General features: G+C 58.1%; 26 protein-coding genes and 1 riboswitch. Of the genes, 4 read left to right on the forward strand and 22 right to left on the reverse strand.

Annotation, left to right across the window (positions count from 1 at the left end; all coding sequences use genetic code 11):
- Positions 1-45 precede the first annotated feature (45 nt).
- Both OHL22_RS07400 and crcB read left to right on the forward strand, forming a co-directional pair.
- Positions 46-480: a universal stress protein gene (locus OHL22_RS07400; protein ID WP_263334948.1), complete on the forward strand. Its 435-nt coding sequence runs from the start codon at positions 46-48 to the stop codon at positions 478-480.
- 43 nt (positions 481-523) lie between these two features.
- Positions 524-588, forward strand: a riboswitch (Fluoride riboswitch).
- 35 nt (positions 589-623) lie between these two features.
- Positions 624-1,046, forward strand: a complete 423-nt coding sequence (gene crcB / locus OHL22_RS07405; protein ID WP_263334950.1) for a fluoride efflux transporter CrcB — start codon at positions 624-626, stop codon at positions 1,044-1,046.
- Between the two features lie 2 nt (positions 1,047-1,048).
- On the opposite strand, the gene OHL22_RS07410 is transcribed toward crcB, so the two are convergent.
- The 3 genes from OHL22_RS07410 to OHL22_RS07420 form a co-directional block, all read right to left on the reverse strand.
- Complete coding sequence (locus tag OHL22_RS07410) at positions 1,049-1,453, reverse strand: VOC family protein (protein ID WP_263334951.1); 405 nt, start codon at positions 1,451-1,453, stop codon at positions 1,049-1,051.
- A 75-nt stretch (positions 1,454-1,528) separates the two neighbouring features.
- Positions 1,529-2,419 carry a septal ring lytic transglycosylase RlpA family protein gene (locus OHL22_RS07415; protein ID WP_263334954.1) on the reverse strand — a complete coding sequence of 297 codons (891 nt, stop codon included), beginning with the start codon at positions 2,417-2,419 and terminating at the stop codon, positions 1,529-1,531.
- Complete coding sequence (locus tag OHL22_RS07420) at positions 2,416-2,673, reverse strand: hypothetical protein (RefSeq protein ID WP_263334956.1); 258 nt, start codon at positions 2,671-2,673, stop codon at positions 2,416-2,418. Before OHL22_RS07420 ends, OHL22_RS07415 begins: the two co-directional genes overlap by 4 nt.
- Positions 2,674-2,697: 24 nt before the next feature.
- Between OHL22_RS07420 and OHL22_RS07425 the strand changes: the two genes are divergently transcribed.
- Positions 2,698-3,837, forward strand: coding sequence for a hypothetical protein (locus tag OHL22_RS07425; RefSeq protein WP_263334958.1), 1,140 nt, complete (start codon positions 2,698-2,700; stop codon positions 3,835-3,837).
- A gap of 267 nt (positions 3,838-4,104) precedes the next feature.
- Here OHL22_RS07425 and hemH read toward each other — a convergent pair whose 3' ends face one another.
- From hemH to OHL22_RS07450, 5 genes are all read right to left on the reverse strand, one after another.
- Positions 4,105-5,118: a ferrochelatase gene (gene hemH, locus OHL22_RS07430; protein ID WP_263334961.1), complete on the reverse strand. Its 1,014-nt coding sequence runs from the start codon at positions 5,116-5,118 to the stop codon at positions 4,105-4,107.
- Positions 5,111-6,235 (reverse strand): uroporphyrinogen decarboxylase, encoded by a 1,125-nt coding sequence (gene hemE / locus OHL22_RS07435; protein WP_263334963.1) that lies wholly within the window; start codon positions 6,233-6,235, stop codon positions 5,111-5,113. The genes hemH and hemE overlap by 8 nt, the downstream gene beginning before the upstream one ends.
- Positions 6,236-6,294: 59 nt before the next feature.
- The gene (locus tag OHL22_RS07440) at positions 6,295-7,050 is read right to left on the reverse strand and encodes a phytanoyl-CoA dioxygenase family protein (RefSeq protein WP_263334965.1); all 756 of its coding nucleotides are present in this window, start codon (positions 7,048-7,050) and stop codon (positions 6,295-6,297) included.
- The gene (locus tag OHL22_RS07445; RefSeq protein ID WP_263334968.1) at positions 7,047-7,670 is read right to left on the reverse strand and encodes an energy transducer TonB; all 624 of its coding nucleotides are present in this window, start codon (positions 7,668-7,670) and stop codon (positions 7,047-7,049) included. Before OHL22_RS07445 ends, OHL22_RS07440 begins: the two co-directional genes overlap by 4 nt.
- A gap of 139 nt (positions 7,671-7,809) precedes the next feature.
- Positions 7,810-8,934, reverse strand: coding sequence for a hypothetical protein (locus OHL22_RS07450; protein WP_263334970.1), 1,125 nt, complete (start codon positions 8,932-8,934; stop codon positions 7,810-7,812).
- A 140-nt stretch (positions 8,935-9,074) separates the two neighbouring features.
- Here OHL22_RS07450 and OHL22_RS07455 point away from each other — a divergent pair, with 140 nt between their 5' ends.
- A complete protein-coding gene (locus OHL22_RS07455) occupies positions 9,075-9,428 on the forward strand; it encodes a VOC family protein (RefSeq protein ID WP_263334973.1) in 354 nt (117 codons plus the stop codon).
- Positions 9,429-9,492: 64 nt separating this feature from the next.
- Here OHL22_RS07455 and rfbB read toward each other — a convergent pair whose 3' ends face one another.
- From rfbB to gatC, 14 genes are all read right to left on the reverse strand, one after another.
- A complete protein-coding gene (gene rfbB, locus OHL22_RS07460; protein ID WP_377818963.1) occupies positions 9,493-10,578 on the reverse strand; it encodes a dTDP-glucose 4,6-dehydratase in 1,086 nt (361 codons plus the stop codon).
- Positions 10,579-10,701: 123 nt separating this feature from the next.
- Complete coding sequence (locus OHL22_RS07465) at positions 10,702-11,532, reverse strand: tetratricopeptide repeat protein (protein WP_263334975.1); 831 nt, start codon at positions 11,530-11,532, stop codon at positions 10,702-10,704.
- A 205-nt stretch (positions 11,533-11,737) separates the two neighbouring features.
- Positions 11,738-12,172 carry an ExbD/TolR family protein gene (locus OHL22_RS07470; RefSeq protein WP_263334977.1) on the reverse strand — a complete coding sequence of 145 codons (435 nt, stop codon included), beginning with the start codon at positions 12,170-12,172 and terminating at the stop codon, positions 11,738-11,740.
- A 36-nt stretch (positions 12,173-12,208) separates the two neighbouring features.
- Positions 12,209-12,649: an ExbD/TolR family protein gene (locus OHL22_RS07475; protein ID WP_263334979.1), complete on the reverse strand. Its 441-nt coding sequence runs from the start codon at positions 12,647-12,649 to the stop codon at positions 12,209-12,211.
- A 216-nt stretch (positions 12,650-12,865) separates the two neighbouring features.
- Positions 12,866-13,606 (reverse strand): MotA/TolQ/ExbB proton channel family protein, encoded by a 741-nt coding sequence (locus OHL22_RS07480; protein WP_263334980.1) that lies wholly within the window; start codon positions 13,604-13,606, stop codon positions 12,866-12,868.
- Positions 13,607-13,766: 160 nt separating this feature from the next.
- Positions 13,767-14,486, reverse strand: coding sequence for an energy transducer TonB (locus OHL22_RS07485; RefSeq protein WP_263334981.1), 720 nt, complete (start codon positions 14,484-14,486; stop codon positions 13,767-13,769).
- Between the two features lie 341 nt (positions 14,487-14,827).
- Positions 14,828-15,787, reverse strand: a complete 960-nt coding sequence (secF, locus tag OHL22_RS07490; protein ID WP_263334982.1) for a protein translocase subunit SecF — start codon at positions 15,785-15,787, stop codon at positions 14,828-14,830.
- 119 nt (positions 15,788-15,906) lie between these two features.
- Positions 15,907-17,523 (reverse strand): protein translocase subunit SecD, encoded by a 1,617-nt coding sequence (gene secD / locus OHL22_RS07495; RefSeq protein WP_263334983.1) that lies wholly within the window; start codon positions 17,521-17,523, stop codon positions 15,907-15,909.
- A 91-nt stretch (positions 17,524-17,614) separates the two neighbouring features.
- Positions 17,615-17,914: a preprotein translocase subunit YajC gene (gene yajC, locus OHL22_RS07500; protein WP_263334984.1), complete on the reverse strand. Its 300-nt coding sequence runs from the start codon at positions 17,912-17,914 to the stop codon at positions 17,615-17,617.
- A gap of 405 nt (positions 17,915-18,319) precedes the next feature.
- A complete protein-coding gene (locus OHL22_RS07505; protein ID WP_263334985.1) occupies positions 18,320-18,946 on the reverse strand; it encodes a formylmethanofuran dehydrogenase subunit E family protein in 627 nt (208 codons plus the stop codon).
- Positions 18,947-18,985: 39 nt separating this feature from the next.
- Positions 18,986-19,612, reverse strand: a complete 627-nt coding sequence (locus OHL22_RS07510) for a class I SAM-dependent methyltransferase (protein WP_263334986.1) — start codon at positions 19,610-19,612, stop codon at positions 18,986-18,988.
- Positions 19,613-19,705: 93 nt separating this feature from the next.
- Positions 19,706-20,467 carry a hypothetical protein gene (locus tag OHL22_RS07515; protein WP_263334987.1) on the reverse strand — a complete coding sequence of 254 codons (762 nt, stop codon included), beginning with the start codon at positions 20,465-20,467 and terminating at the stop codon, positions 19,706-19,708.
- Positions 20,468-20,514: 47 nt separating this feature from the next.
- Positions 20,515-21,984: an Asp-tRNA(Asn)/Glu-tRNA(Gln) amidotransferase subunit GatA gene (gene gatA, locus OHL22_RS07520; protein WP_263334988.1), complete on the reverse strand. Its 1,470-nt coding sequence runs from the start codon at positions 21,982-21,984 to the stop codon at positions 20,515-20,517.
- A 108-nt stretch (positions 21,985-22,092) separates the two neighbouring features.
- Complete coding sequence (gene gatC / locus OHL22_RS07525) at positions 22,093-22,416, reverse strand: Asp-tRNA(Asn)/Glu-tRNA(Gln) amidotransferase subunit GatC (protein ID WP_263334989.1); 324 nt, start codon at positions 22,414-22,416, stop codon at positions 22,093-22,095.
- Positions 22,417-22,765: the final 349 nt, after the last annotated feature.

Raw genomic sequence — 22,765 nt, forward strand, 5'->3', positions numbered from 1 at the left:
CGCAAGCATATGCAATGCTCATGTGCTTGCGGTAGGCGGTCGCTCATGTCCGCAGAAATCTTCCACCGCATTCTGATCGCCGATGACGGATCACCCGACGGAGAACGAGCCGCCGAAGTCGCTGTCTCACTCGGCGCCCGCCTTCACGCTGAAGTCATTCTGCTCGGCGTTGTCGAGCTACCCAACATCCAGGCCGAAGGCGAAGGCCTTCCTCTCGAAGATCCCTCCACCACACGCCGCCGCATGGAAGAGCGCTTTGAGCGTTTCCTGCGCCTGGGCCGTGCTCGCGGCATCTCCATGATGGTTGAGATCGTCGAAGGCCGTCCCTCCGAACAAATCCGCAAGCGCGCCCAGATTGATTGTGTTGACCTTGTGATCGTAGGCCGCCGCAAAATCTCCGGTATCCGCCGCTGGTTCGAGGGCTCAACCTCCGAATCCTTGCTTCGCGAATGCAACTGCTCTGTGCTCGTAGCCCGCTGAGAGCGCAGTTCCGATCAGCGACACATCGCGCTGGTGATACGATACATACAACGGGAATGAGGTCTCCCATAACCGCCCGCAGTCCGGGCTGATGACTTCTGCCAAAATCCCGCGTTCCCCTGGAACGCATTACGAGGCGGAAGATGTCCTATCTGTGGGTTGCTATTGGCAGTGCGCTCGGCGGTCTGCTGCGCTACGTCATTACGCGCTGGACCATCAACGTCAGCGCCAATTTCCCTTTCGGCACGGTTCTCATCAACGTCGTCGGATCCTTCGTCATTGGCTACTTCGGCACACTCACGCTGCAGAGTGGCAAGTATCCAGCCTCCGATAACACGCGTCTCTTCGTCATGGTCGGCATCTGCGGCGGATTCACCACTTTCTCCAGCTTCAGCCTACAGACCTTCGACTTGCTGCGTACCGGAGCCTGGGGCAAGGCCATCGCCAACGCTGTCTTTTCTGTCCTGCTCTGCGTAGGCGCTGTCGCCGTCGGACATATCCTCGCCCAGCAATCCGTCGACCGCTGGGCCATCGCCGAGACAGCAGAAGAAGAGCAGACCGGCTGAAGTCAGATCGTCTTCCCGATCTCCCAGTGATGGCCGAAGGGATCCATCAGGCGCCCTATCCGCCAGCCGTATTCCTCATCCTGCACCGGGCAGATTGACTTTGCCCCTGCTGCTATGGCCGTTGCGAACACTGCGTCCGGATCGTCTACCACAAGGACCATGCGCAGCGTTGTGCCGTTCAGCGACTCAGGGCTGTGATTCTGATACTCCAGCGCTTCATCCGCCAGCCAGAAATCTGACTCGCCAATCCCCAACTGCGCCACTACACTTCCGTCCGGAGCATCGAAGCGATGCAGTATCTTCGCGTCAAAAGCAGCCTGATAGAAATCAATCGCCTTCGCGCCCTGCCGCACATTCAGAAACGCCGAGACCTTCGCCGTCGCAAGACTCGGTGAGAACTGGCTCATGCATACGCCTCCGTAATCACCCACCAAAGCTAGCAGAAATCTTGGAAGAGAATTGCACTTCGAGGCAGCTTGAGCCTAATCCAACCTGACCAGATATGCATCGCCCTCTTCCGGCTGCACGCGGTTCAGAATCTCTTCGGCTCGCGTCCGGTCATCTCCCTGCGGCCTGATTCGCACCCAATATCCGGTAGGCCCTTCGAAGTCGATCACATTCGCCGTCTCATAACGCCGCTCAAGCTGGTCGCGCAGCTTCTCCGCCTTGCGTTCGTGCTCAAAAGCTCCGATCTGCACACACCACCGGCCACCCGCTTCCATCGGCTTCGGTGTCTCGTATACATCGATTCGCACATGCGCCGTGCCCGGCAGATACACTCCCGTCGCTTTCGCCGAGGCCAGAGAGAGATCGAGCGTGCGTCCCGGCACAAACGGCCCACGATCCGTCACCCGCACTACTGCCGATTGGCCGGTCTTTTCGTTCGTAACCACAATCAGCGAGCCCATCGGCAGTGTCCGGTGGGCGGCCGTCATCGCGTTCTGGTCATAGATGCGCCCATTCGCGCCTTGCCGCTTGTTGTACGGCGGCCCATACCAGCTCGCGACACCCTCTTCACTGTAGATAGGCCGGTGCGTCTCCACATACTCCGCATCCGCCGACGAATCTGAATCCGACGGCATAGCAGGCGTGGGCCTCGTTGCAGGCGTTCCGGATTCCCCAGGAAATGCAGGATGTACCCGGTTGTCTGCTGTTGCTCCAGAGGGATAGCTGCTTCCGGAACTGTTCGTGATCGGCGGAGCCGAAGCCTGCACCGGATAATTTTGATGATGGCTGCAGCCGGCCATCACCAGCATCGTCAGCCCTGCTATCGAAAAACCGCCCGTGCGGCGCATCCATCCGCCTCGTGTCTCCGCTCGGGGCAGTTGGCTGCCGTCTCGCGTGGCGCGCATCGCTGCGGCAGTTTCCGTCACAGTCCTGAATTCGCTCCCGGCCCGGCAGTCCAGCTACTACCAGCCTGCCGCGCTCCGTTAGGATCGAGCTTATCCGCCAGCCGGTCCAGACACCGCGCCACGGTGCGCGCCGCAGACCCAGCCTCGCGTCGCGCCTCGGGCACAATCACGCGGTCCACATATCCCACCGCATAATGGAACTCCTCTTCGACGTGCTCCCACAGCGACTCCATGCGCTGCCCGAACGAGTCCCCCGCTGTAGCATAAGCATTCATGATGCTCAACACTCCGATCTCAGTTTGACGACTGATTTTCCGCCGCGTCAACGGCTCCGCAGTCACACCTTTGGGGTGGGTGCCGCAAACGTCAACTCCCGCTTCTATGCATCCCAATCCGGAACTGTTCCCTTCCGGCCACATCAAGGCGACCTTTTCCCACCCTTGGGCGTCGAATCAAAAACGGCGGAAGTAAAACATTCAGTGCGGCATAACCGGGATCATCGACTGCATTTCCATGGCAAGACCGCGCTGCTGGTCCTGGTCTTCGCTGTTACCTGCCTTGCCGCCACGAGTGCACACGCTCAAGATCCTCAATCCACTACGCCGGACACGAAACCGGTAGACACCGGCTCATCTCCTGAAAGCCAACAGCCAACGGCTCCTGACTCTCAAAAACCGGCACAAACTACTGCGCCAACACCAGCCACTGCCCCCTCACAGCAACAATCTCCTGCTACTCTTCCGAATGCACCAACCCCAGCCAAACAAAACTCAGACGACAAGACCAATAAGCCCAACTGCGCCAAACTGCCTTGTCCCACTGAGTTCATTAACTGGTACATGCGCTTTGAGAACGGCCCTCAGGTCAAGCCGCTCACGCCCAAAGAAAAAGCCTGGCTCGCCACCAAAAACGTCATCGATCCCTTCAACGCCATCACCATCCTTGGTGAAGCCGGCATCTCCGTCGCAGCCGACTCGCACTCCGCTGTCGGTCCCGGCTTTCCCGGCTGGGGACGCGCCGTGGGCATCAGCTACACCGAAGACATCACTGGCGAATTCTTCGGTACTTTCCTGATCCCATCCATCGTCCACCAGGATCCGCACTACCATCGCATGCCGCAAGCCTCGATCAAGCGGCGCATCTTCCATGCCGCCTATCAGGTTTTATGGACACAAGGCGATAATGGCAAGGGCATGCCTAACTATGCCAATATCATCGGTTTCGGCATCGACGATGAGATCGCCAACCTCTACGTTCCTGGCCGCCGTACCAACGTGCCGGCCAGCGCGCAACGCTATGGCATCGGCCTGGCGACCGCACCTATCGACAACTACATCACCGAGTTTCTGCCCGATGTGGCCAAGCACGTTCACGTTCAGATTGTCGTCGTCCAGCGCATCATCAACCAGGTAGCCAACAAAGACGGCAACGGCTTTTGAGCGATCCAGGCCTAGTGAGCGATCGAATTTGGCACGAAAAGTGCGCCTTTATCCGGGGCAGTGACATCGAAACCGTACTTAAATGATTGATAATGTTACGCTTAAATCGAAATTAAGGTGTGCTTATGGCACGATATGCTGCGCTTTTGCGCCATATTTGGATCAGTCAAGACATGTGTTCGACCGCGTCAACTCTGAAACGATCATTCAGGTGACATTTTCAGTATGCGCCGGAAGAGCGAAATTCCCTGCAAGAGCGGCCCTGCTTCAGTCCTGATGCACTAATCTCTCCAGTCCCTGTCGCGCCAGCTTCTCAAGCGCCTTCGTCAGCAGCGGTGACCCATTCAGCGACTCCGGCCTTTCCAGCCGAATCCCTTTGCCTGCGGCGTACTCACGAAACGCGATGTCGATGTCGTACAGAATTTCAACATGGTCGCACAGGAATCCGACCGGTTGCAGCAGCACCGCCTTTACCCCATCGGCAGCAAGACCCGTCAACGTTTCCTCTACCGTCGGACCAATCCACGGACCGCCGCTCGCACCCTGGCTCTGAAAGGCAAAGACCCAATGTTCTATCTCAGGCACGCGCTCGGCAACGACTTCTGCTGTCCGGCGCGCATCGTCAGCATAAGGATCAGGGCCGGCGGCCGCAGGCCACATCTTCGGCTGGCCCTCCTGCGCCTCCTGTGGCTGCACCGTCCGCGTTGGCACACTGTGAGCCGTGAACAGCACCGGCACCGGTCCATCCACCTGGGCCTTCAGCTTCGCGTAGGCCGTGCGAAGCCGTTCTGCAAACGCATCGGCCAGCAGCGGCTCATCAGCCCAGCCCTCGAGGAAATCGATCCGCATACCGCCCGCCTCAGCCAATACCGCCCGGCGGTACAATCCCACGCTTGTCCGAGAGTTCTGCGGAGCAAGGCAGATGACTGCTGCTTCCTCCACTCCATCCGCGCGCATCTGCTTCACTACATCGGCGATGTAAGGCCGCCAATTGCGCATGCCCAAGTAGACCTTCAGGGGCTCGTCTGATTTAGCAAGCTCCATCTCCAACAATTGAGCCTGCTCCATGGAGAGATCCGTCAGCGGCGAATGCCCTTTCGGTTCGCCGATGAGCGAATATCTATGCTGAATTTCCCCCACCACATGCTGCGGCATTGGCCGCCCGCTAACCACATTCCGCAGATATTCCGGAATCTCCGCCACCGTTTCCGGCGTGCCATGCGCCAGCAGCAGTACCGCCCGCTTGACGCTAAACCCTCCGGTTCCACCAACCCTAGGCAAGCTTCACCTCACTAGCGGCCTCGCCGCCCGCTACCTTGGAACCCACAAACCGCGAAGCCAGTTCCCGCACCATCTTCACCACCGCCTGCACATGTTCCACAGACGTTCCCGGAACAATGCCATGCCCCAGGTTGAAGATGTGCCCAGCGCGGCCGCCTGCCTGCTCCAGGACCTGCCTGACGCGCGTCTCCAGAACAGGAAGCGGAGCAAACAGTGTGATCGGATCGAGATTGCCCTGTACCGCGCAGCCATATCCCATCGACCGCCAGCCCGCATCCAGCGGCGTGCGCCAGTCCAGCCCGATCACATCCGCACCCGTCTCATGCATCGCCGGAAGCAGACTTGCCGTCTCCACGCCAAAGTAGATCACCGGCACGCCCATCTCCTGCACCGCGCGCACCAGCCGCTTTGTCACCGGCAGCACATAATCGCGATAGTCCTCAACGCCTAGTGACCCAACCCACGAATCGAAAATCTGGATGACGTCCGCGCCTGCATCTACCTGCTGTCGGCAATAGGCCGTCAGCACTGTGACCAGCTTGTCCAGCAGCCGCTGCCAGGCCGTCGTCTCGCCATACATCATCTGCTTGGTGAAGATATAGTTCCGCGAACTGCCACCTTCAATCATGTAGCTTGCCAGCGTATACGGCGCGCCGCAAAAACCGATCATCCCCTTCGAATCGCCAAAGTGTCCAGTTACCTTCTCGATCGCCTTCGCGACATACTCCAGTTCACTCGCGCGATCGGTTCTCAGCCGGTCAATGGATTCGGGGCTTCGCAATGGCGCATGCACCACCGGCCCCTCGCCCGCCTGGAACTCGAAATCCAGCCCCATGGGCTCCAGCGGCAGCAGCAGATCGGCAAAGATGATAGCCGCATCCACGTCGAGCTTCTCGGCAGCCGTAATCGTGACCTCGGCTGCAATCTCTGGCCGCTTGCAAATCTCGACCAATGAATGATGCTTGCGTACCTCGCGATACTCCGCCATGTAGCGGCCTGCCTGCCGCAAAAACCACACCGGAGGCCGGTCCACAGGCTTGCGTAGACACGCGCGCAAAAAACGGCTCCCGCCAGTCAATTCCAGCGGCACTTCAGCACTTTCAATCAGAGAACTCATCTCTTCAATTCTATTTGCCGGGAAACCACCTGTGAGCGTCGCCGTAGCTCAACATCGGTTCATCTCGCCATGGGAAAAACCCGGTACTCCACGCTCACTCGGTCCTGCGTCATCCCCACTGCCATCTGTGTTCGATGCAGCACACTGTTCTGAAACACCACTGCATCGCCCGGCTCCATCTCCGGAGCCCAGAACCGAGCCATATCAAACCGCTGGCGTAGGTCGCCGTCGGCCAGCTCTGTAAAATGCAGTAACCCCGGCTGCGGACCACGCACAAACTCCAGCCCAGGCGCATCCACACCACAAGCATCCAGCGGAATCCAACAGGTCACAAGTTCCGTCATCGGCGCAGTAGAAATCCAATATCCGCGCTCATCATAAGAACCCGCGGGCTCCGGGAAGTGCACTCCCAGCCCGCCATCCTGATGCCATCCCTGCGAAACATTCCGCCCATCCGGCGAGTCTCCGGGTGCAAACTTCTTCCGCAGCCACGAGTGCTCCAGCCTGCAGTCCCAATCTCCGCCCAGAGCCTTGGAAAACAACGCCGCCGGCTCAGGACTCGTGACCGGCGCAATCAACTCTTCTTTAGGAAGCGGAGAATCAACGAGCGAGGCATCCGCAAGCGCCTCAATTAGCAGGGAATTGGAAAATCGGTTGAGCCGATGGTGCTTAGCAACCGTGGGCCGATCCTCAACCGCTGTGAAGCAGCTAACCGCGGCGTGCCAGAATCGCTCAACCAGCGAAGACGGCAAAACACCGCGCAGCAGGACGACTCCATCCTCCCGCAATCTTTCGGCAGCTTCTTCGCTGCTCATCCCCGCTCGTAATGGAAGTGCAGTTCGCGCTCGCTCGGCACCGGCACACCGTCTTTCTTAGCCGGCGTGTACCGCCATTGCTCCACCGTCGCGATCACGGCGTTGTCGATCGGCGCGCCCAGCCCTTTTAGCAGCGTCAGCTTCGAGACCTTCCCGGTCTCGTCAATCACCGCATCCAGCACCACATCGCCTTTCGTCCCGGCAGGCATCGTCGAAAGATCCGGCTGCGGAGCAGGGAAGTAGCTTTCCAGCGCAATCGTGATGTCGCCCTCGCCCAGTCCGCTCTCGACAGCGCCACCCACGCCGGGATCGGCCTTGGTTGGCGTCGCGAGATGCGTCTGCGGAGCCTCGGTCTTGTTCTTTTCGATTGAGGTTGGTTTCGCCTTATCCGGGCTCTTTGACTTGTTTTCCGAGGCGACCGCCTGTAAGCTTCCAGGGCTGAAGTACACCAGCACCGTGTTCCCCTTATCCGTACCTGGCAACCGGTAGGGAGCAATCTGCGCAGTGCGGATCACGCCAGTCCCCAAGAACAGCAGCACCGAGAGATGCAGCACCGCCGATAGCACCGTGCCCCGGTTTTGTGCGACGAATTTCCATGCCCGGAAAATAAAACCCTGCACGACGCCTCCGTGCCTAATAGACGAACGCAAGGCCAGTTTAGGTGAATTCCGCTGAAACTGCACCCACGCGCGCTATATTTGCAGGGCCAACTTACTTTTTGTGCCCAAACCGCATTGATTCCGCAACCGGAATTCCGGTCTATTGTGGCGAATCAGGCTTGCTTCCGTCGTCATCCGTGTCCGCGCCGGTCAATAATCGCGCTTCGGAACGAAGCACATGATAATTGTCAAAACGGGCGTCGTTTAGCATTTTTAGAGTCGGCCCCTTTTGGTTTGGTGTCAAAAAACCTCTTTCATCGAGCTGCACTTTCGCGGAGTAACTTTCGGTCATCGCAACCGTTCGCACCGGACAGATGTAGCTTTGTTTTCCTATCTCAACGCGACCGTACTCCACCATCAGATCTGCGCGCTTCATGGGATCGTCGTCGGACAAATCCGCCTGCAGTGTGATTCGCAGAATCGTTCCGTTGGCTGGGTCGATTGCGATTTCACCGTGATATCCCGGTCGTGTCTGCGTCGGTTTACTGTGACCGGCAAGTTCCACTTTGAGCCTGTAGTGAGATTGATGTCGCGGGACAGAATAACGAAATAACGCGGTCTTTGAATCCCCCATCGCCTCCCAGTGGCTCCACGTCAGCTTGCCGCTTCGCGCATCGGTAAGCACCGTGTGCAATACCGGGCCAAATTCACCTGAAGATAAAAGCTGACCGGCAAGAGTGATCGTTTGATCCTGCTCGGAGACTTCACTCGACTTGGTTTCCATCACTTCTTTGCCGTCGCGATAGAGCACCGTAGCTCTCTTGAAGTCCGAATAGTGCATAGGCTGGTAATTCGTGTAGACCCCATAGTCCTGGCTAGCTGGGGTGTCTTCAAACGTTGTGATGGATTCCGACGCGAAAAAGTTAGGCAGCTTGACGAGGGTTGTTTCTACATAGGCCGAGGCCAGCGATAACATCTGCCGTTGCGCTATCTCATTCGGCGGAGTAGTTTGCAAAATCTCGCTGGCTGGCGCACGGAGAAAGGCTGACGCATCCGCCAGCAGCGCCACAGCTTGTTTTGACTTCGGGCCGGGTGCGGTTTTTCTCCATTGCGCAAGCTGCGCTGCGTCCGCGCGTTCGGTCAATTTCAGTCCGTCGAGCCAGTGCGCAACCTCCGCATCTGGTTTATCTTTCCACTCGGTAAGCGCCTGATCGACTTGCTTGATGTCGACGCGCTTTGCAGCGAAGGCGGGCACTGCCAACATAGCGAACAAAAACAGGCTCAAATTTTTCCGCATCGCATAACCCCAGCGAAAGAACTCGCCCATCATCCTATCTCTAAAAGTCTATGGAGGATATGGGCTTTCATATGGAGTTATAAGAGCTCGTTCCCGTCTCAGCTTGCCGATCCAGCTACACTGTCTTCATGTCCAGCCTGGAGGAGTATTCTCTACAATTCGCGCGCGTCATCCTGTTCACGCGCCAAATGGAAATAATGAGTGACTACTACGGCCGCATTCTCAGCCTGAAACTTGTCTCGGAAGAAAAGGGCTGGCGCGAATTTGCTGCCGGCGCCGTCAACATCGCCCTGCACTCAGGACCACCATCGCCCGGCGCAAAAGGGCCGAAGATTGTCTTCCACGCTTCCGACGTTGCGTCTTTGCGGGAAGCACTCGTTGCGCGTGGCGCGAAGTTCGGCAAAGTTCGTCAGGGTGATCCATTCACTCTCTGCGATGGCAAAGACCCCGACGGCAACCCCATCCAGCTATCCAACCGCTGACTCTATTCCCCGTCGCGAAGCCTCATTGACGCGACAGCCTGCCTGCCCCTGCCGCGCCCTCGCCTCAACGAGCCCCGTAATTCGTCTCCATCCAGTCTCGGTACGCGCCTGAAGTCACTTCTTCGACCCACGTCTGGTTGTCGAGATACCAGCGCACCGTTTTGCGCAGACCAGTCGCAAACGTCTCTTTAGGACGCCAACCCAGCTCTCGCTCCGCTTTCGTTGCGTTGATTGCATAGCGCCGGTCATGCCCCGGCCGGTCCGTGACAAACTTCATCAACTGTGCGTGAGGCCGGTGAGGCGAATCCGGCAGGAACTCATCCAGCAGCGCGCACAGTATCTTCACTGTGTCGATGTTTGCCTGCTCGTTCCATCCGCCAATGTTGTAGGTCTGCCCCGGCACGCCTTTTTCCAGCGCCACACGCAGTGCTGCCGCATGATCGCCTACATACAACCAGTCGCGCACCTGCATGCCATCGCCATAAATCGGCAGCGGCTCACCGTGGATCGCGCGGTTCAGCACCAGTGGCAGCAGCTTTTCCGGAAACTGCAAAGGTCCATAGTTGTTTGAGCAGTTCGTGACGACGGCAGGCAGACCGTAACTCTTCACCCACGCACGCACCAGCATGTCGCTAGCCGCCTTCGACGCCGCATATGGCGAATTGGGCCGGAAAGGAAATGTCTCTTCAAACGGAGCATCCCCCGACTTCAGTGAGCCATACACCTCGTCGGTCGAAACATGCAGAAAGCGGAACTTTGTGCGATCTTCAACATCGAGCTTGTCATAGTACGCCCGCGCCGCCTCAAGCAGCGTAAATGTGCCGTGGACGTTGGTATTGAGAAAGTCCTCCGGCCCCATCAGTGACCGGTCTACATGGCTCTCCGCCGCCAGATGCACAATCGCACGCGGCTCAAACTCCTTCAATAACCGATCCACCAGCGTGCGATCCTGAATGTCGCCGCGCACAAAGTGATATCCAGACCGGTCCGCGATCGGCTGCAGGTTCCTCAGATTGCCCGCATAAGTCAGCTTGTCCAGATTGACGAGTGGCGTGCCGATCTCGGCAAACCAATCGAGCACAAAATGCGACCCGATAAAACCGGCGCCGCCCGTCACAAATATGGGAGAGTCTTGCGTAAGCATCGCCATCAGTGTACCCGCTAAGCCCAGACCGCCCTATGCCTGTTTCGTGGCAGTATTGTCCTTTTCCAGCGCAAATAACAAAGGCCCCCATCTGCGGAGGCCTTTGCCATTCGAATCGCGAACCGAACTTTACTTCATGTTGCCATTGGAGTCGAGCGTGATTCCGCCCGATCCCTGATTCTTCTTGTTCTCATTCTCCTTGCGGGTACCCATGGCCTTTGCGCTCCAGTCCAGCGCCTTAGCAACGTCATCCTTAACCGCCGCCGCGTCGCCACAGTCAACATCCGCCTTGCGGCGATACGTCAGGTTCATGTACGACATGGCATCGTCATAGTTCGGACGGTTATCGACAGCCTGCTGCAGGTACTTTATGCCTTCCTCGACCAGCGGACCATTCTCCTGTTGAATCTCTGTACAGTTGGCCTTCGTCAAGGCCTTGACGTTGCCAACGCCGTCATCGTTGTTGTTCAACATCTTCAGCAGATTTTCATGGGCTAGCGTCCAGTCAATCACGCCCACCGTATACGCTGCTTCGGGGTCCTTGGGATCAACTGCGAGAACCTTCTTCTGCCACGTTCTCGCGTCGTCAAATTTCTTCATGTTGAAGTACAGGCTGGCAATACCCTTCATGCTGTTGATATTCGAGGGATCCGCTGCCAATACTTCCTGGAAGGTCTGAATCGCCTGATTTGCAGTCTTTAAGTTTTCGGGGGTTGAGAGTCCAGGTACCACATTCTGTGAGAGCGCCGTTGCCAGATACGCCTTCGCCGTCGGCAGGGTGGGATCGAGCTGTGAGGCCTGCTGGAAGTGGTTGATCGCTTCTTCGTACTTTCCGGCCTTGAACGATTCAACTCCCTTATTTAGCTGGTCACGGGCCTTCAGCTTGGCGCAGCCGGTAAGCGCGACCATGAGGACCACGAGAGACGCCGCAAGCACCGGCAGACGTGCGATTCGATTCATATTCTTATCCTTCTCCTTCGAGTCGTCGCCAGGTGTTACGCGCCTGGTTCGCCCGCGCGGCCAAGTGCAGTGGGAGACTCCCGCCCCAGCCGTTCCATCCTAATCAAACTGCATTCATTTCGAAAAGCTTTTCTGAAAGGCCGCCGGTCCACGGGCAAATAAGGCCCGGCAAGAGCACGGCCCTGCACAGGGCAGGGCCTCTTTTCTATTGACCAGCCAAAATCTTCGGCGTCATGAGACCGACATGATCCACGCCCGCACCATGTCCGATATCGATGACATCAGCAACCGCTGCAAAATCAACATCATCGTCGCCTTTGACGAACATGATGCGCTCAGCGCGGTTCTGATAGATCGCAGTCAGACGCGCCAGCAGATCCCCATGCGCGACGTCATCCTGGTTGATCTTGTACGCGACCCGATTACCAGCCTTTAGCACCGAGACGACGATCGTACGCGGATCTGGCGGTTGAGGCGTTTTGTCCTTGGGCGGCTGCGGCACCAGCGCACCCAGTCCCTTTGGCGTTACCGGCACGATCACCATGAAGATGATCAGCAGCACCAGCAGAACGTCGATGAGGGGAGTTACATTGATGTCCGAGGAAATTCCACCCGGACCACCACCACCTGTCATTGCCATGTCTTGAACTCCTGAAATCTGTGGTCGAAACCTGCTCTACTCGCCGCCTATTGCACCGGGTTGTCGCTTCTCAGTCAGCAAGCCAACTGATTCCACACCAGCGGTGCGCACATCGTCGATCGCATTCTCGACATCGAGATAGCGTGCACGGGCATCCGCGCGGACAAAAATCTGCTTGCCCGGCTTGTCTGCCAGCATGTCACGAATCTTGGCGCCAACTTCGGCGGGATTGATTCTATTCTGGCCAAGATAAAGCGTACCGTCGCGCGTCACCGCAACTACGATGGCGTCGTCTTTATCCGCATCTGGCATGGCCACTGGGTTATCGGTCTTCGCGAGATCGATGTTGACCTTGTTCTGGAGCATCGGAGTGATGACCATGAAGATGATCAACAGCACCAGCATTACGTCCACCATGGGCGTAACGTTGATGTTCGAGTTTACCTTCGCGCCTTCGTTTCTTACTGCAATTGACATTGTCTAAGCTCCACGCATCAAGTTCGAAAGTCACCGATGCAGAGAAGGTGACCAATCGCTCAATCTCGGCCTTTTACGCGCCTTGATTGAGCCGCCGGATCGAAGCTCCTGAGGGTAGTGGTCGGAAAGGCTGGCAGAGGATGCACATTCCACTGCCAGCCAAAGACTCTCGCCCCGTTTCGGTTGCTGCGTCCCGGCAGTTGCCGCTGCGCCTTGTTAGCGCTTGTGGCTCTGCTTGATGAAGTAGTCCACCAGTTCGCTCGACGAGTTGTCCATCTCGACATCGAAGGCTTCAACGCGGCCGGTGAAGTAGTTAAAGGTCATAACGGCCGGAATCGCCACAAGCAATCCGAACGCGGTGGTTACCAGAGCTTCCGAGATACCACCGGCGACGGCAGCGATACCGGAAGACTTCTGTACAGCGATCTGCTGGAAGGCGTTCAAGATACCCATGACGGTACCGAGCAGGCCGACGAAGGGAGCGGTTGCACCAATCGTTGCCAGAACGCTGAGGCCACGCTTCAGTTTCGCGTGAACGATAGCTTCGGCACGCTCGAGAGCACGCTTGGAGCTCTCAATCGTCTCTTCAGTCACCATACCCTGCGAGCTGCGGAACTCCTGCAGGCCGGCGGTGACAACTTCGGCGAGATGCGACTTCTTGCTGCGATCGGCAATCTTGATTGCCTCTTCGAGCTTGGCATCCTTCAGGGCGCCTGCAACCTTGGGAGCAAACTCACGCGACTGCTTACGGGCTGCGGTGAAGTACAGATAGCGGTCAATCATCACGGCCAGCGACCAGATGGACATGATGAACAGTACGACGGCAATGCCTTTGGCAAAGAGACCCATGTTGCCCCAGAGGCCAACCAGGCTGAAATCGGTTGAGGCCTGTTGGTCCTGGAACATTGCCAGGCTGGAAGCATGCGAGGCGAAATGTGCAAACTGAGCGAGAATCACTGAATCGTTCCTCCTGGGGATTGCTCATCTTCTCTTGAGCGAAGATTTGTTTCTGTTTACCGCGGGGCTCCCACGGGTGAGTGCGCACTGTGCTGGCACGCATTCAGAGGATGAGTAAAAAGGGCGGACTTTCCTCATCGGAAATACCGCCCCGCGTAGACTAACCGCCGCCCAGGTTGAAGACGACGTTAATGGTAGTGTCAACCTCGACCGGATCGCCATTCAGCATGTAAGGCCGATAGCGCCACTGCCGCACCGCATCCAGCGCGGCCGACTGCAGCATTGCATTGCCGCTGACTACGCGCAGATTGGTAATGGTGCCAGTCTTAGAGATTGTCGCCTGCAGCACGACCGTGCCGGAGACACGCGCCGCCTTGGCGATTGGAGGATAAATCGGCCGGACTTCCTGAACCAGTAGACCGGTCGCAACGCCTGAAGAGATAGCGATCTTCTTCGGAGGCGCCTGTTTCACTACCGGCGCCGGAGTCGCATTGCCAAACACGCTGCCGATCACGCCGCCAGCCGCGCCTGAGCCCATGCCTTCCATGCCGGCTACACCAAAGCTCTGTGGAGCTTCCTTCTCCTGCACCATCTTGATTTCTTTGGGAATACGCGTAGGAGCCGTGAGCTGATTATTCATCATCATCGGCTTCACCGCTTCCACGTGCACCTGCGGCGGCGGCGGTGGAGGTGGCGGCGGTGGTGGTGGTGGTGCTACAAGCAGCGTTGTCATTGCTGCCTTAGGCAACGCCTCATAGTTGACCAATGGATAGATGATCGCTGCCGCAAGAATCACAGCATTCAGCGAAAACGTTGCGATCACCCACGGATTCCGCTTCTTCAGGCGGTTGCTTGATTCGAATGTTGAATCTTCAAACATGGCCAACCTCGATGCGAGTTGCTCGTTCCTCTCAAGTTAGACACCGATGCCGAACGGAATGTTCCCGGTTGCCTCAATGGCAACGTTTCCGTCTCGTTTTCAGAATCTGTCCCTCTCGAAAATGCCCCGTCGCATCCGCCAAAGCCCTGGGCGGCATGCTCATCTGAATGAGAAGGGAGAATCTTCGTTTAATTCTGAATAACGCTCGAACACGAGTGTTCCCAACCTATATCAGAACAACCGCACACCTGCAAAGCATGCAAAATTGCATGCCCCGAAAACAGTGCAGCCGAAGAAGCATTTCGCTCCTCCGGCTGTACCGTTTTGCACTGTATTTACGCTTATTTTCCGCGCTTCGCAGCAGGCAATACTGCAGCCTTGCCCTTGCTTGCACGATAGTCCTGGTACGCCACAAGCATTGGCGCTGCCACCGCAATTGACGAGTACGTGCCGATCAAAATGCCCACCACCAGCGCGAACGAGAACCCATGCAGCACTTCACCGCCGAAGAGAAACAACGCCAGCACCGTCAGGAATGTCAGGCCCGACGTCAGCACCGTTCGGCTCAGCGTCTGGTTGATGCTGCGATTCACCAGATCCGACAGCTTCTCGCGACGCGACAGCCGCAAATTCTCGCGGATACGATCAAAGACCACGATCGTATCGTTCATCGAGTAGCCCACCAGCGTCAGAATCGCCGCAATCACCGTCAGGCTTAGTTCCTTATCGAAGAGAGCAAAAAAGCCCACCGTGATCAGCGTGTCGTGAAACACCGCCACGACCGCCGCCACGCCATAGATCAGTTCGAAGCGGAACCACAGGTATACCAGCATGCCGATCAGCGAATACAGCGTCGCCAGACCTGCCTGTTTCTCAAGCTGATGGCCTACGGTTGGACCCACCACCTGTGCGCTATCGCTCACGACCGGGTTGTTGTAGTGCGCCGCAAGCGCACCCTTGATTTGCTGCCGCCCGGCATCGAGCGCCGCTTCGTTCATGCTCTCTGGCAGGCTGATCAGCATCTCCCGCTGGCTCGCATCACCAAATTGAACGACGGTCGCATCCTTGATGCCCGCAGCCTCAACCGCCGAGCGAATCTCGGCTTGATTTGGCGGGTTTTGGAACTTGACCTCAACCTGCGTGCCGCCCTTGAAATCCACGCCCAGCGGCACCGGGCTGCCGATCTTCGCCCAGTGCATGCCCATCGAGATCACACCGGACACACTGAAGATCAGAGAAAAGGCGAGGAAGTACCACTTCTTCCCCAGCCAGTCGATATTGACATCATGAAAAAGTTCCACGTTTCTTTACCTTCCTCGCGCCCACTCACCTTGGAGTTTCGGCTTTGGCGTCGTCTGCATTTCACGCGAAGACGCCACGCATTTCTTGATTCCGCAAGCTTTACGGATCGTCAACCCTGCTAAATTGAAACCTTCTGACCCACCGCCTTCGGGTCCACGTGCGAGTCAAAGATCACACGCGACACAAAGACTGCCGTGAACAGGTTTGCCAGCAGACCAAACGTCAGCGTTGTAGCAAATCCCTTCACCGGCCCGGTGCCGAAGAGGAACAGGATCGCCGCCGAAACAATCGTCGTGACGTGCGTATCCACAATCGTGATCCACGCATGTGCGAAGCCCAGATCGATGGCCTGCGCCGCGCCTTTGCCCGCTCGCAATTCTTCGCGGATACGCTCGAAGATCAGTACGTTTGAGTCCACGCCCATACCGATGGTGAGGATCACTCCAGCAATGCCCGGCAGCGTCAGCACCGAGTTGCTGTAGCCCATGAACCCAAGCAGAATCACCAGGTTCAGAAACAGAGCCACATCAGCGTTGATGCCCGCGCCGCGATAGTAGATCAGCATGAAGATCATTACGGCCAGCATGCCAGCTACCGCCGCTGTAACGCCCTCCCTGATCGAGTCAGCACCCAGCGACGCGCCCACCGAACGCTCCTCGATGTAGTTGATCGTCGCCGGCAGCGCGCCTGTGCGCAGTGTGAATGAGAGAGCATCGATCTGCTCCTTCGTAAAGGAGCCCTCGATCTGTCCCTGGTCGCGGATCGCGCCCTTGATGACGGCAACGTTCTTCACCGTGTCGCCCAGAACAATCGCCATGTAGCTGCCAACGTGGCTCGACGTGTAGTCGTAGAAGCGGTCGCCGCCTGAGTTTGTCAGCACAAAGTTCACGCCCTGCGTGCCGCGATCGTTTACGCCAATCGCGCTCGCATCGCGGAAATCTTTGCCGCCCACAATCGAGAGCCGTTTCAACAGAAAGTACCGGTCATTCGAGGTATCGCCCTGCGCATTACCGCGCAGCAGCTCCTCATCTGGAGGAATCGTTCCGCCCAGGCTCGTTAGCGCTTCCTGCTCGCTTGCGTAGCCGGCCGAGTCACCCGCGACCTCATGCACCGAAAGCTGCGACGTCGACGAGATGGTGTCCTTTACTCGATCTTCATCGCTCACGCCCGGCAACTCTACCAGGATCTGATACTGGCCCAATCCGTACGGTTCGACCTTAGGCTCGCTCACGCCCAGCTTGTCCACGCGATCCCGGATGGTTTCTATGGACTGCTCCACGGTGCGGTTTTCAAGATCGGTCACCTGTGTCGGCTTCATCGTCAGCGTCATGGTCTTGTTCGCGCCAGGACCCGTGATGTCATACTCTGCGCCGTACTTGTCGCTCAGCACGTTGCGCAAATCGCCGGCCTTCGACGGATCGACCCCGGTGATCTCCACCACCTGTGGGTTGTTCGGATCCAGCTTGATCGGCGTGCCCTGAAAGTGATTCGTCGCCAAATCCTGCTGCAGACGGGCAACCGTATTGTCCGTCTCAGCGTTAACCGCATCCTTCACGACCACCTGCAGAATCAGATGGGCTCCGCCCTGCAGATCCAGTCCCAGGTGAATATGATCCGTGAGTGAGTTCAACAGAGCCTGCCCCGTCACGCCCTTCGGAATACCGAAGATGCCGTAAAAGCAGACCAGCAGAACCCCAACAATGGCCGCCACTTTGGCCTTCATGTTCTTCTTCATCGTTGCTTTCGCCCATCCCCGCGGGCTGCCAGAGTGCTTCCCGGCTTCTCGTGCTCACGCACCCGCGTTCGCCTCTGCTTGCTTAAATTCTCTACTTGCTTTCTTCCGTGGTGGTTACCGAGCCAATAGAGCCCTTCACCACTTCCAGCTTGATTCCATCCGGCGCAACACGAATGATCAGCGTGTCATCCTTCAGGCTCAGAATCGTTCCCTTGATGCCGCCCGTCGTCGTGACACGGTCGCCGGCCTTCAGCTTGCCCAGCATCTCATTCCACTGCTTTTGTTTCTTCTGCTGAGGCCGAATCATCAGCAGGTACATCGCGCCAACCATCAGCACCATCGGCAGAATCAACGAAAGACCCGCTCCACCCGCCGGCGCCGCCGCAGCCATAGAACTTACCAATCCACTCAACACACTGTTCCTTCATCCGCCCGGCATCGTGCCCCGAGCCTTATTCAAATCCACCTGGAAGACGCACGGAAGATCACTCCATGCCCCTCCAGCCAACTCTCGCTTGTCTCCGGGAACGCTTTCGCACAGGAACCGGCATCTCACTGCCGCACTTCCCGCGCATTCGGCCGGCCCGGCGCGCCATCAATCTGGCTGCCATGCCGCCGTCACTTCCTGTTCGACACTCTCAAGCGCTGCCGCACTCCAGCAAAAGCAAGCACACGAATCCATCCCCAATATGCCGCTGGAGTACCGCCCTAAGTCTAACAAACCCCCAGCCGTCCCCGACTATCCCAGGTCTCGATTTTGGAATCGAGAATTAAATTCGTGCGAAGCACGAACTCCCTATTCCCTCGCCTCTGGTCCCTGATCCCTACTTCTCCAGTACTTCAACCCCGGCTCCGAACAGCTCAAACACAGCCGCACCGTTGTGCCACCCGGAATCACGCGCTCCACAAACCGGTCAAAATTCACGCCCTCGCCGCATTCGTCGCAAGTCATCCGCGCACCCTTGTATCCGGGCATCTCCTGCGGCGGCAGCTCCACCGTAACCCACTGCTCCTGAAAGAGTTCCGCATCGCTCAGCTCGCGATAGGCCGCCAACTGCTGCTTGCTCTTCTCTTGAATCTCCGGAAACCGCTGCGCAGCCAGCTCCCGCGAATTTTCGAGCGCCACAATCCGTATCGCCTTCCCCGACTCCAGATGCACAAACGTTGCCGCCATCTTGCCCCAGTCACGAAACTTCAGCGCTCGCCGTCCCAGCTTGCAGTTCGTGACCATCCCGATCGCATCCGTCGCGCACCGGTCGATTTCCACAAACGTCACCAGCTTCTTCCGGTCCGCACCTCTGGGATCTTCGACACCAAGCTGCCGGCAGCCCAGCATCGCCATCCGCACGCCGAGCACCTGCCCCGCGCACATGTGTCCGTGCGCCTGCTCCGCCATCCCAAGCAGATCCTCAAACGACTCCATACATCCCACTCCTGAGAACAGCCTACGCTTCAGGCGCCCTCAACCCAACCGCGCGAATCTCGTATACAGAAACTCCTGCCCCCCGCCATCAGGCGTCCGATGCTCTATCATCTCCGTCTCGACTACACGAAACTCCGGTGCAAACTCCCGCGCCATCGACTCGGCATCATACCGGCACACCGGTAGCCCGCTACAGCTCTGCGGCCCATTCATCGAAAAAGTCGCCAGTACAACCTGGCCGCGCGGCTTCAGCGCCTTCGCCACCCGCTCACGGTAAGCTGCTTTGTCTGCTTGTTCCGTCAGAAAGTGAAAGACCGCCCGGTCATGCCACACATCAAATGCCACCTCGGGCAGCTCCACTTGCGTGATATCCGCCGCAACCCACCAGATTTCTCGCGCGGCGCTTCCCATCCGCTCCTGTGACTGCCATAGCGCATCGCACGAAACATCCAGCACCGTCAGCGCACGAAATCCCTGGAGATACAGGTCATCTACCAGCGTCGAAGCTCCACCACCGACATCAATCACGGATACGACCGGGCGTGGAACCGGCGCTGCAGCCTCTATCACCCACTCCAGCGAAGTGGCCAGATGAGGCGCATACCAGCTCACCTGATCCGAAGGCGTCGCCGCGTAAACCCGGTCCCAGTGCGCAACCCGATCCATAAATCAATTCATTTTACGAATCCGGTCTCCGGCGGTGCATGTTTCCCTCAAGCAAATGTGCACACACTGATACTGTCGGCTTGTCCTTGGTCTTTATTGGCTGGTCCCTGTCTCATCATCCTCCCCCTCCACCAGCGCCGCCGACCCGCCCACCAAATCAAATCCTGCTGCATCCCGCCCCGCCGGGTGAAACGTTACCCGCAGCGGCTCTCGCTGCCACTCGACCGATCCGCATACCGGCGTTGCATGATCGCCCGCGTCATATCCCTCCAGCTTCTTCGCCAGTACGGGTTTACGCACTCCAAGCTGTGCCACCACTGCATAAAGGCTCTTCCCCGAAGCCGTCACCCCGCAGTACGCCGCATAATCCCGAAACCACACCACCTGGCTCACCCCAGGATCGTAATCCGGCAGCTTCAGCGCCGTGACGTGCCCCGTTATGCGATCCACCAGCAGCCACGGGCCCCGCTGCCATACCCAATGCACCGGTTCAGCGTGCGCTGTTTTCTCGTTCTCAGCTTTGGTGTGGTTCGATTTTGCATCCGGATTGGAGCCCGCAGGCAGCGAATCATTTACCCGCAACGCCCGCCGCACCACAAAGCTGCGGTCCGTCACGTCATGCGCGTCACCGGTCGTCCACTCACTCACCCGGCCATCCACCAGCAGCGGACGCGTCTCCAGCGCCGTCTCATCCGCCGCAGCACCCGCCGGGTCGCCGGCCTTCGAATACGGTACTGTCCTAGCGGCCCCAAGCCCCACCACATGCGGCTTCTTCGGCGCAGCCGCCATCGACGGCACACTCATCCCCACGGCAGACAACACCGCAAGACACACAACAACCCTGAACCGACTCATATGCGAACAGATACTACCGGCAATTGTGTCGAGGAAAAATCCGATATCTATATCGCGTTTGCCGCTTCCACTGCCCGCGCCACGCGAAACGCCGTCGACTCCTGGAAATGGGCGCCAAGCACCTGCATGCCGACCGGCAGCCCGGCAGAAGTAGCACCGCACGGCACCGTCACTCCGCAGATACCCGCCAGGCTCGCCGTCACCGTATAGATATCCGCCAAGTACATCGCCAGCGGATCGTCCGTCTTCTCACCCAGTTTGAAGGCAGCCGTCGGAGCCGTCGGAGTTACGATCGCATCCACTTCGCCAAAAGCAGTTAGAAACTCTTCCGCAAGTATGCGCCGCACCTGCTGCGCCTTCTTGTAATACGCGTCGTAGTAGCCCGCGCTCAGCGCATAGGTACCCAGCAGAATCCTGCGCTTCACCTCTGGCCCGAAGCCCTCTTCACGCGACAGCCGATACATCGACGCCAGATTCGTCGCCTTCGCCGAACGGTGCCCATAGCGCACTCCGTCAAATCGCGCCAGATTCGCGCTTGCCTCTGCCGTAGCAATCAGGTAATACACCGGAATCGCATACTGCGTGTGCTTCAGGCTGATCTTCTTGATTTCGCATCCAGCCTTGCGCAATGAATCAATTCCCGACTCAACCGCGGCTCGCACTTCCGGGTCCAGACCTTCGCCGAAATACTCCTCCGGCACTCCGATCCGCAACTTATCCAGATCCTTCTCTGTCTCACCGATGTAATCCGGTACAGGCCGCGCCGAACTCGTGGCATCCTTGGGGTCCTGTCCGGCAATCACCTGCAGCACCTCCGCCGCATCGCGAACATTGCCCGCAAACGGACCCACGCGATCCAGAGACGAAGCAAAGGCAATCAGCCCATACCGCGAGACGCGTCCATAGGTCGGCAACACGCCGACCACGCCGCAAAAGCTCGCGGGTTGCCGGATCGATCCACCCGTATCCGTGCCTAGCGTCGCGACGGCCAGATTCGCCGCAACCGCCGCAGCCGAGCCGCCACTCGAACCGCCCGGCACCCGCTCCGTATCTACCGGGTTGCGTACCGGCCCATACGCCGAGTTCTCATTCGACGAGCCCATCGCAAATTCATCGCAGTTGATCTTGCCCAGCAGCACCGCACCCGCGGCCTTCAGCTTCGCCACTGAAGTCGCATCGTATGGCGGCTCATAGCCCTTCAAAATTGCCGATCCCGCCGTAGAAGGCGCGCCTTGCATCGTCAGCACATCCTTCACACCGATGGGAATTCCGGCCAGCGGTCCAAGAATCTCGCCCTTCACCGCCGCTGCATCCACCTTAGCCGCCTGCTCCAGCGCCTGCTCTTTCGTGAGCGACAGGTACACATTCAGCAGAGGATTATGTGCCGCAATCCGCGCGTAGTACTGCTCCGCCAACTCCACAGCGCTGATCACGCCCGAAGCGATGCCCTCACGCAGCGAAGCAATTGTCGCCGGCTTCTCCACCAGATCTTTCGTACCTACACCCAACTCGGCCATCCCATCTCTCATGATTCTTGCGTTTGCTTTTCTTGCTGTCATTCCCAAAGGGAATCTGCTGTTGGCGAGCCGGAGCACGAGCACGTTCACCGGCACTCCACACCCACACTAGCGTTCAATCACCTTAGGCACCTTGAAGAAAGCTCCATTCGTCTCCGGCGCTTCCTCCATCACCACCTTGCGATCCAGGCACGGCCGCGTCTCATCCACCCGCAGCGCCGCCCCATCACCCTTGTCAGCAGTCGAGCCCGCGTCCAGCAATTCGCTCACCTGGGCCAGCGGCTCGACTGCCGAAGTATCCAGCGAATTCAACTGCGCCACATACTCCAGAATCGCGTTCAAATCCCGCTGCATGCGCGGCTTTTCATCCTCAGCCAGCTCCAGGCTGGCGAGTTCCGCCACGCGCTCCACTTCTTCCAAACTGACGCTCATACCACTCCTGACCAGTCTGCCCCATACAGACGGAAGACAAATCCCGCACACACTTCACCGAAGACACAGCATCAATGAAAAGACAGGCGAGAGCTTCTGCCATTGCACGCCGCGCCCAAAAACCCTCACGACCTCAAGTATAGCCGCGCCTCGCAATGCACCCCGGACTTCGCCCCGGCCTCTTTCTCACCCGGCAATCCTGCAGGTACACCTGCCTGCGAGTTACATCCATATCCCACATGAACCCCTCCGGTAAGAGCGAAAATGTTACGAATGATGTATTGCCATATCAGGCTCGGGCACTCATAATTGGGAAAATCTGAAAGCAAAGGCTATCTGCTGTACTGTA

The organism is Acidicapsa dinghuensis (genome assembly GCF_025685685.1).
GTDB classification, from domain to species: domain Bacteria; phylum Acidobacteriota; class Terriglobia; order Terriglobales; family Acidobacteriaceae; genus Acidicapsa; species Acidicapsa dinghuensis.

What these genes read in the sequence shown, in the direction of transcription:
- OHL22_RS07400 (WP_263334948.1), top strand. Translation starts at nt 46, where the DNA reads ATGTCCGCAGAAATCTTCCACCGCATTCTGATCGCCGATGACGGATCA.
- crcB (WP_263334950.1), top strand. Translation starts at nt 624, where the DNA reads ATGTCCTATCTGTGGGTTGCTATTGGCAGTGCGCTCGGCGGTCTGCTG.
- OHL22_RS07410 (WP_263334951.1), bottom strand. Translation starts at nt 1,453, where the DNA reads ATGAGCCAGTTCTCACCGAGTCTTGCGACGGCGAAGGTCTCGGCGTTT.
- OHL22_RS07420 (WP_263334956.1), bottom strand. Translation starts at nt 2,673, where the DNA reads ATGAATGCTTATGCTACAGCGGGGGACTCGTTCGGGCAGCGCATGGAG.
- hemE (WP_263334963.1), bottom strand. Translation starts at nt 6,235, where the DNA reads ATGAGTTCTCTGATTGAAAGTGCTGAAGTGCCGCTGGAATTGACTGGC.
- OHL22_RS07440 (WP_263334965.1), bottom strand. Translation starts at nt 7,050, where the DNA reads ATGAGCAGCGAAGAAGCTGCCGAAAGATTGCGGGAGGATGGAGTCGTC.
- OHL22_RS07455 (WP_263334973.1), top strand. Translation starts at nt 9,075, where the DNA reads ATGTCCAGCCTGGAGGAGTATTCTCTACAATTCGCGCGCGTCATCCTG.
- rfbB (WP_377818963.1), bottom strand. Translation starts at nt 10,578, where the DNA reads ATGGCGATGCTTACGCAAGACTCTCCCATATTTGTGACGGGCGGCGCC.
- OHL22_RS07465 (WP_263334975.1), bottom strand. Translation starts at nt 11,532, where the DNA reads ATGAATCGAATCGCACGTCTGCCGGTGCTTGCGGCGTCTCTCGTGGTC.
- OHL22_RS07470 (WP_263334977.1), bottom strand. Translation starts at nt 12,172, where the DNA reads ATGGCAATGACAGGTGGTGGTGGTCCGGGTGGAATTTCCTCGGACATC.
- OHL22_RS07475 (WP_263334979.1), bottom strand. Translation starts at nt 12,649, where the DNA reads ATGTCAATTGCAGTAAGAAACGAAGGCGCGAAGGTAAACTCGAACATC.
- OHL22_RS07485 (WP_263334981.1), bottom strand. Translation starts at nt 14,486, where the DNA reads ATGTTTGAAGATTCAACATTCGAATCAAGCAACCGCCTGAAGAAGCGG.
- secD (WP_263334983.1), bottom strand. Translation starts at nt 17,523, where the DNA reads ATGAAGAAGAACATGAAGGCCAAAGTGGCGGCCATTGTTGGGGTTCTG.
- yajC (WP_263334984.1), bottom strand. Translation starts at nt 17,914, where the DNA reads ATGGCTGCGGCGGCGCCGGCGGGTGGAGCGGGTCTTTCGTTGATTCTG.
- OHL22_RS07505 (WP_263334985.1), bottom strand. Translation starts at nt 18,946, where the DNA reads ATGGAGTCGTTTGAGGATCTGCTTGGGATGGCGGAGCAGGCGCACGGA.
- OHL22_RS07510 (WP_263334986.1), bottom strand. Translation starts at nt 19,612, where the DNA reads ATGGATCGGGTTGCGCACTGGGACCGGGTTTACGCGGCGACGCCTTCG.
- OHL22_RS07515 (WP_263334987.1), bottom strand. Translation starts at nt 20,467, where the DNA reads ATGAGTCGGTTCAGGGTTGTTGTGTGTCTTGCGGTGTTGTCTGCCGTG.
- gatA (WP_263334988.1), bottom strand. Translation starts at nt 21,984, where the DNA reads ATGGCCGAGTTGGGTGTAGGTACGAAAGATCTGGTGGAGAAGCCGGCG.
- gatC (WP_263334989.1), bottom strand. Translation starts at nt 22,416, where the DNA reads ATGAGCGTCAGTTTGGAAGAAGTGGAGCGCGTGGCGGAACTCGCCAGC.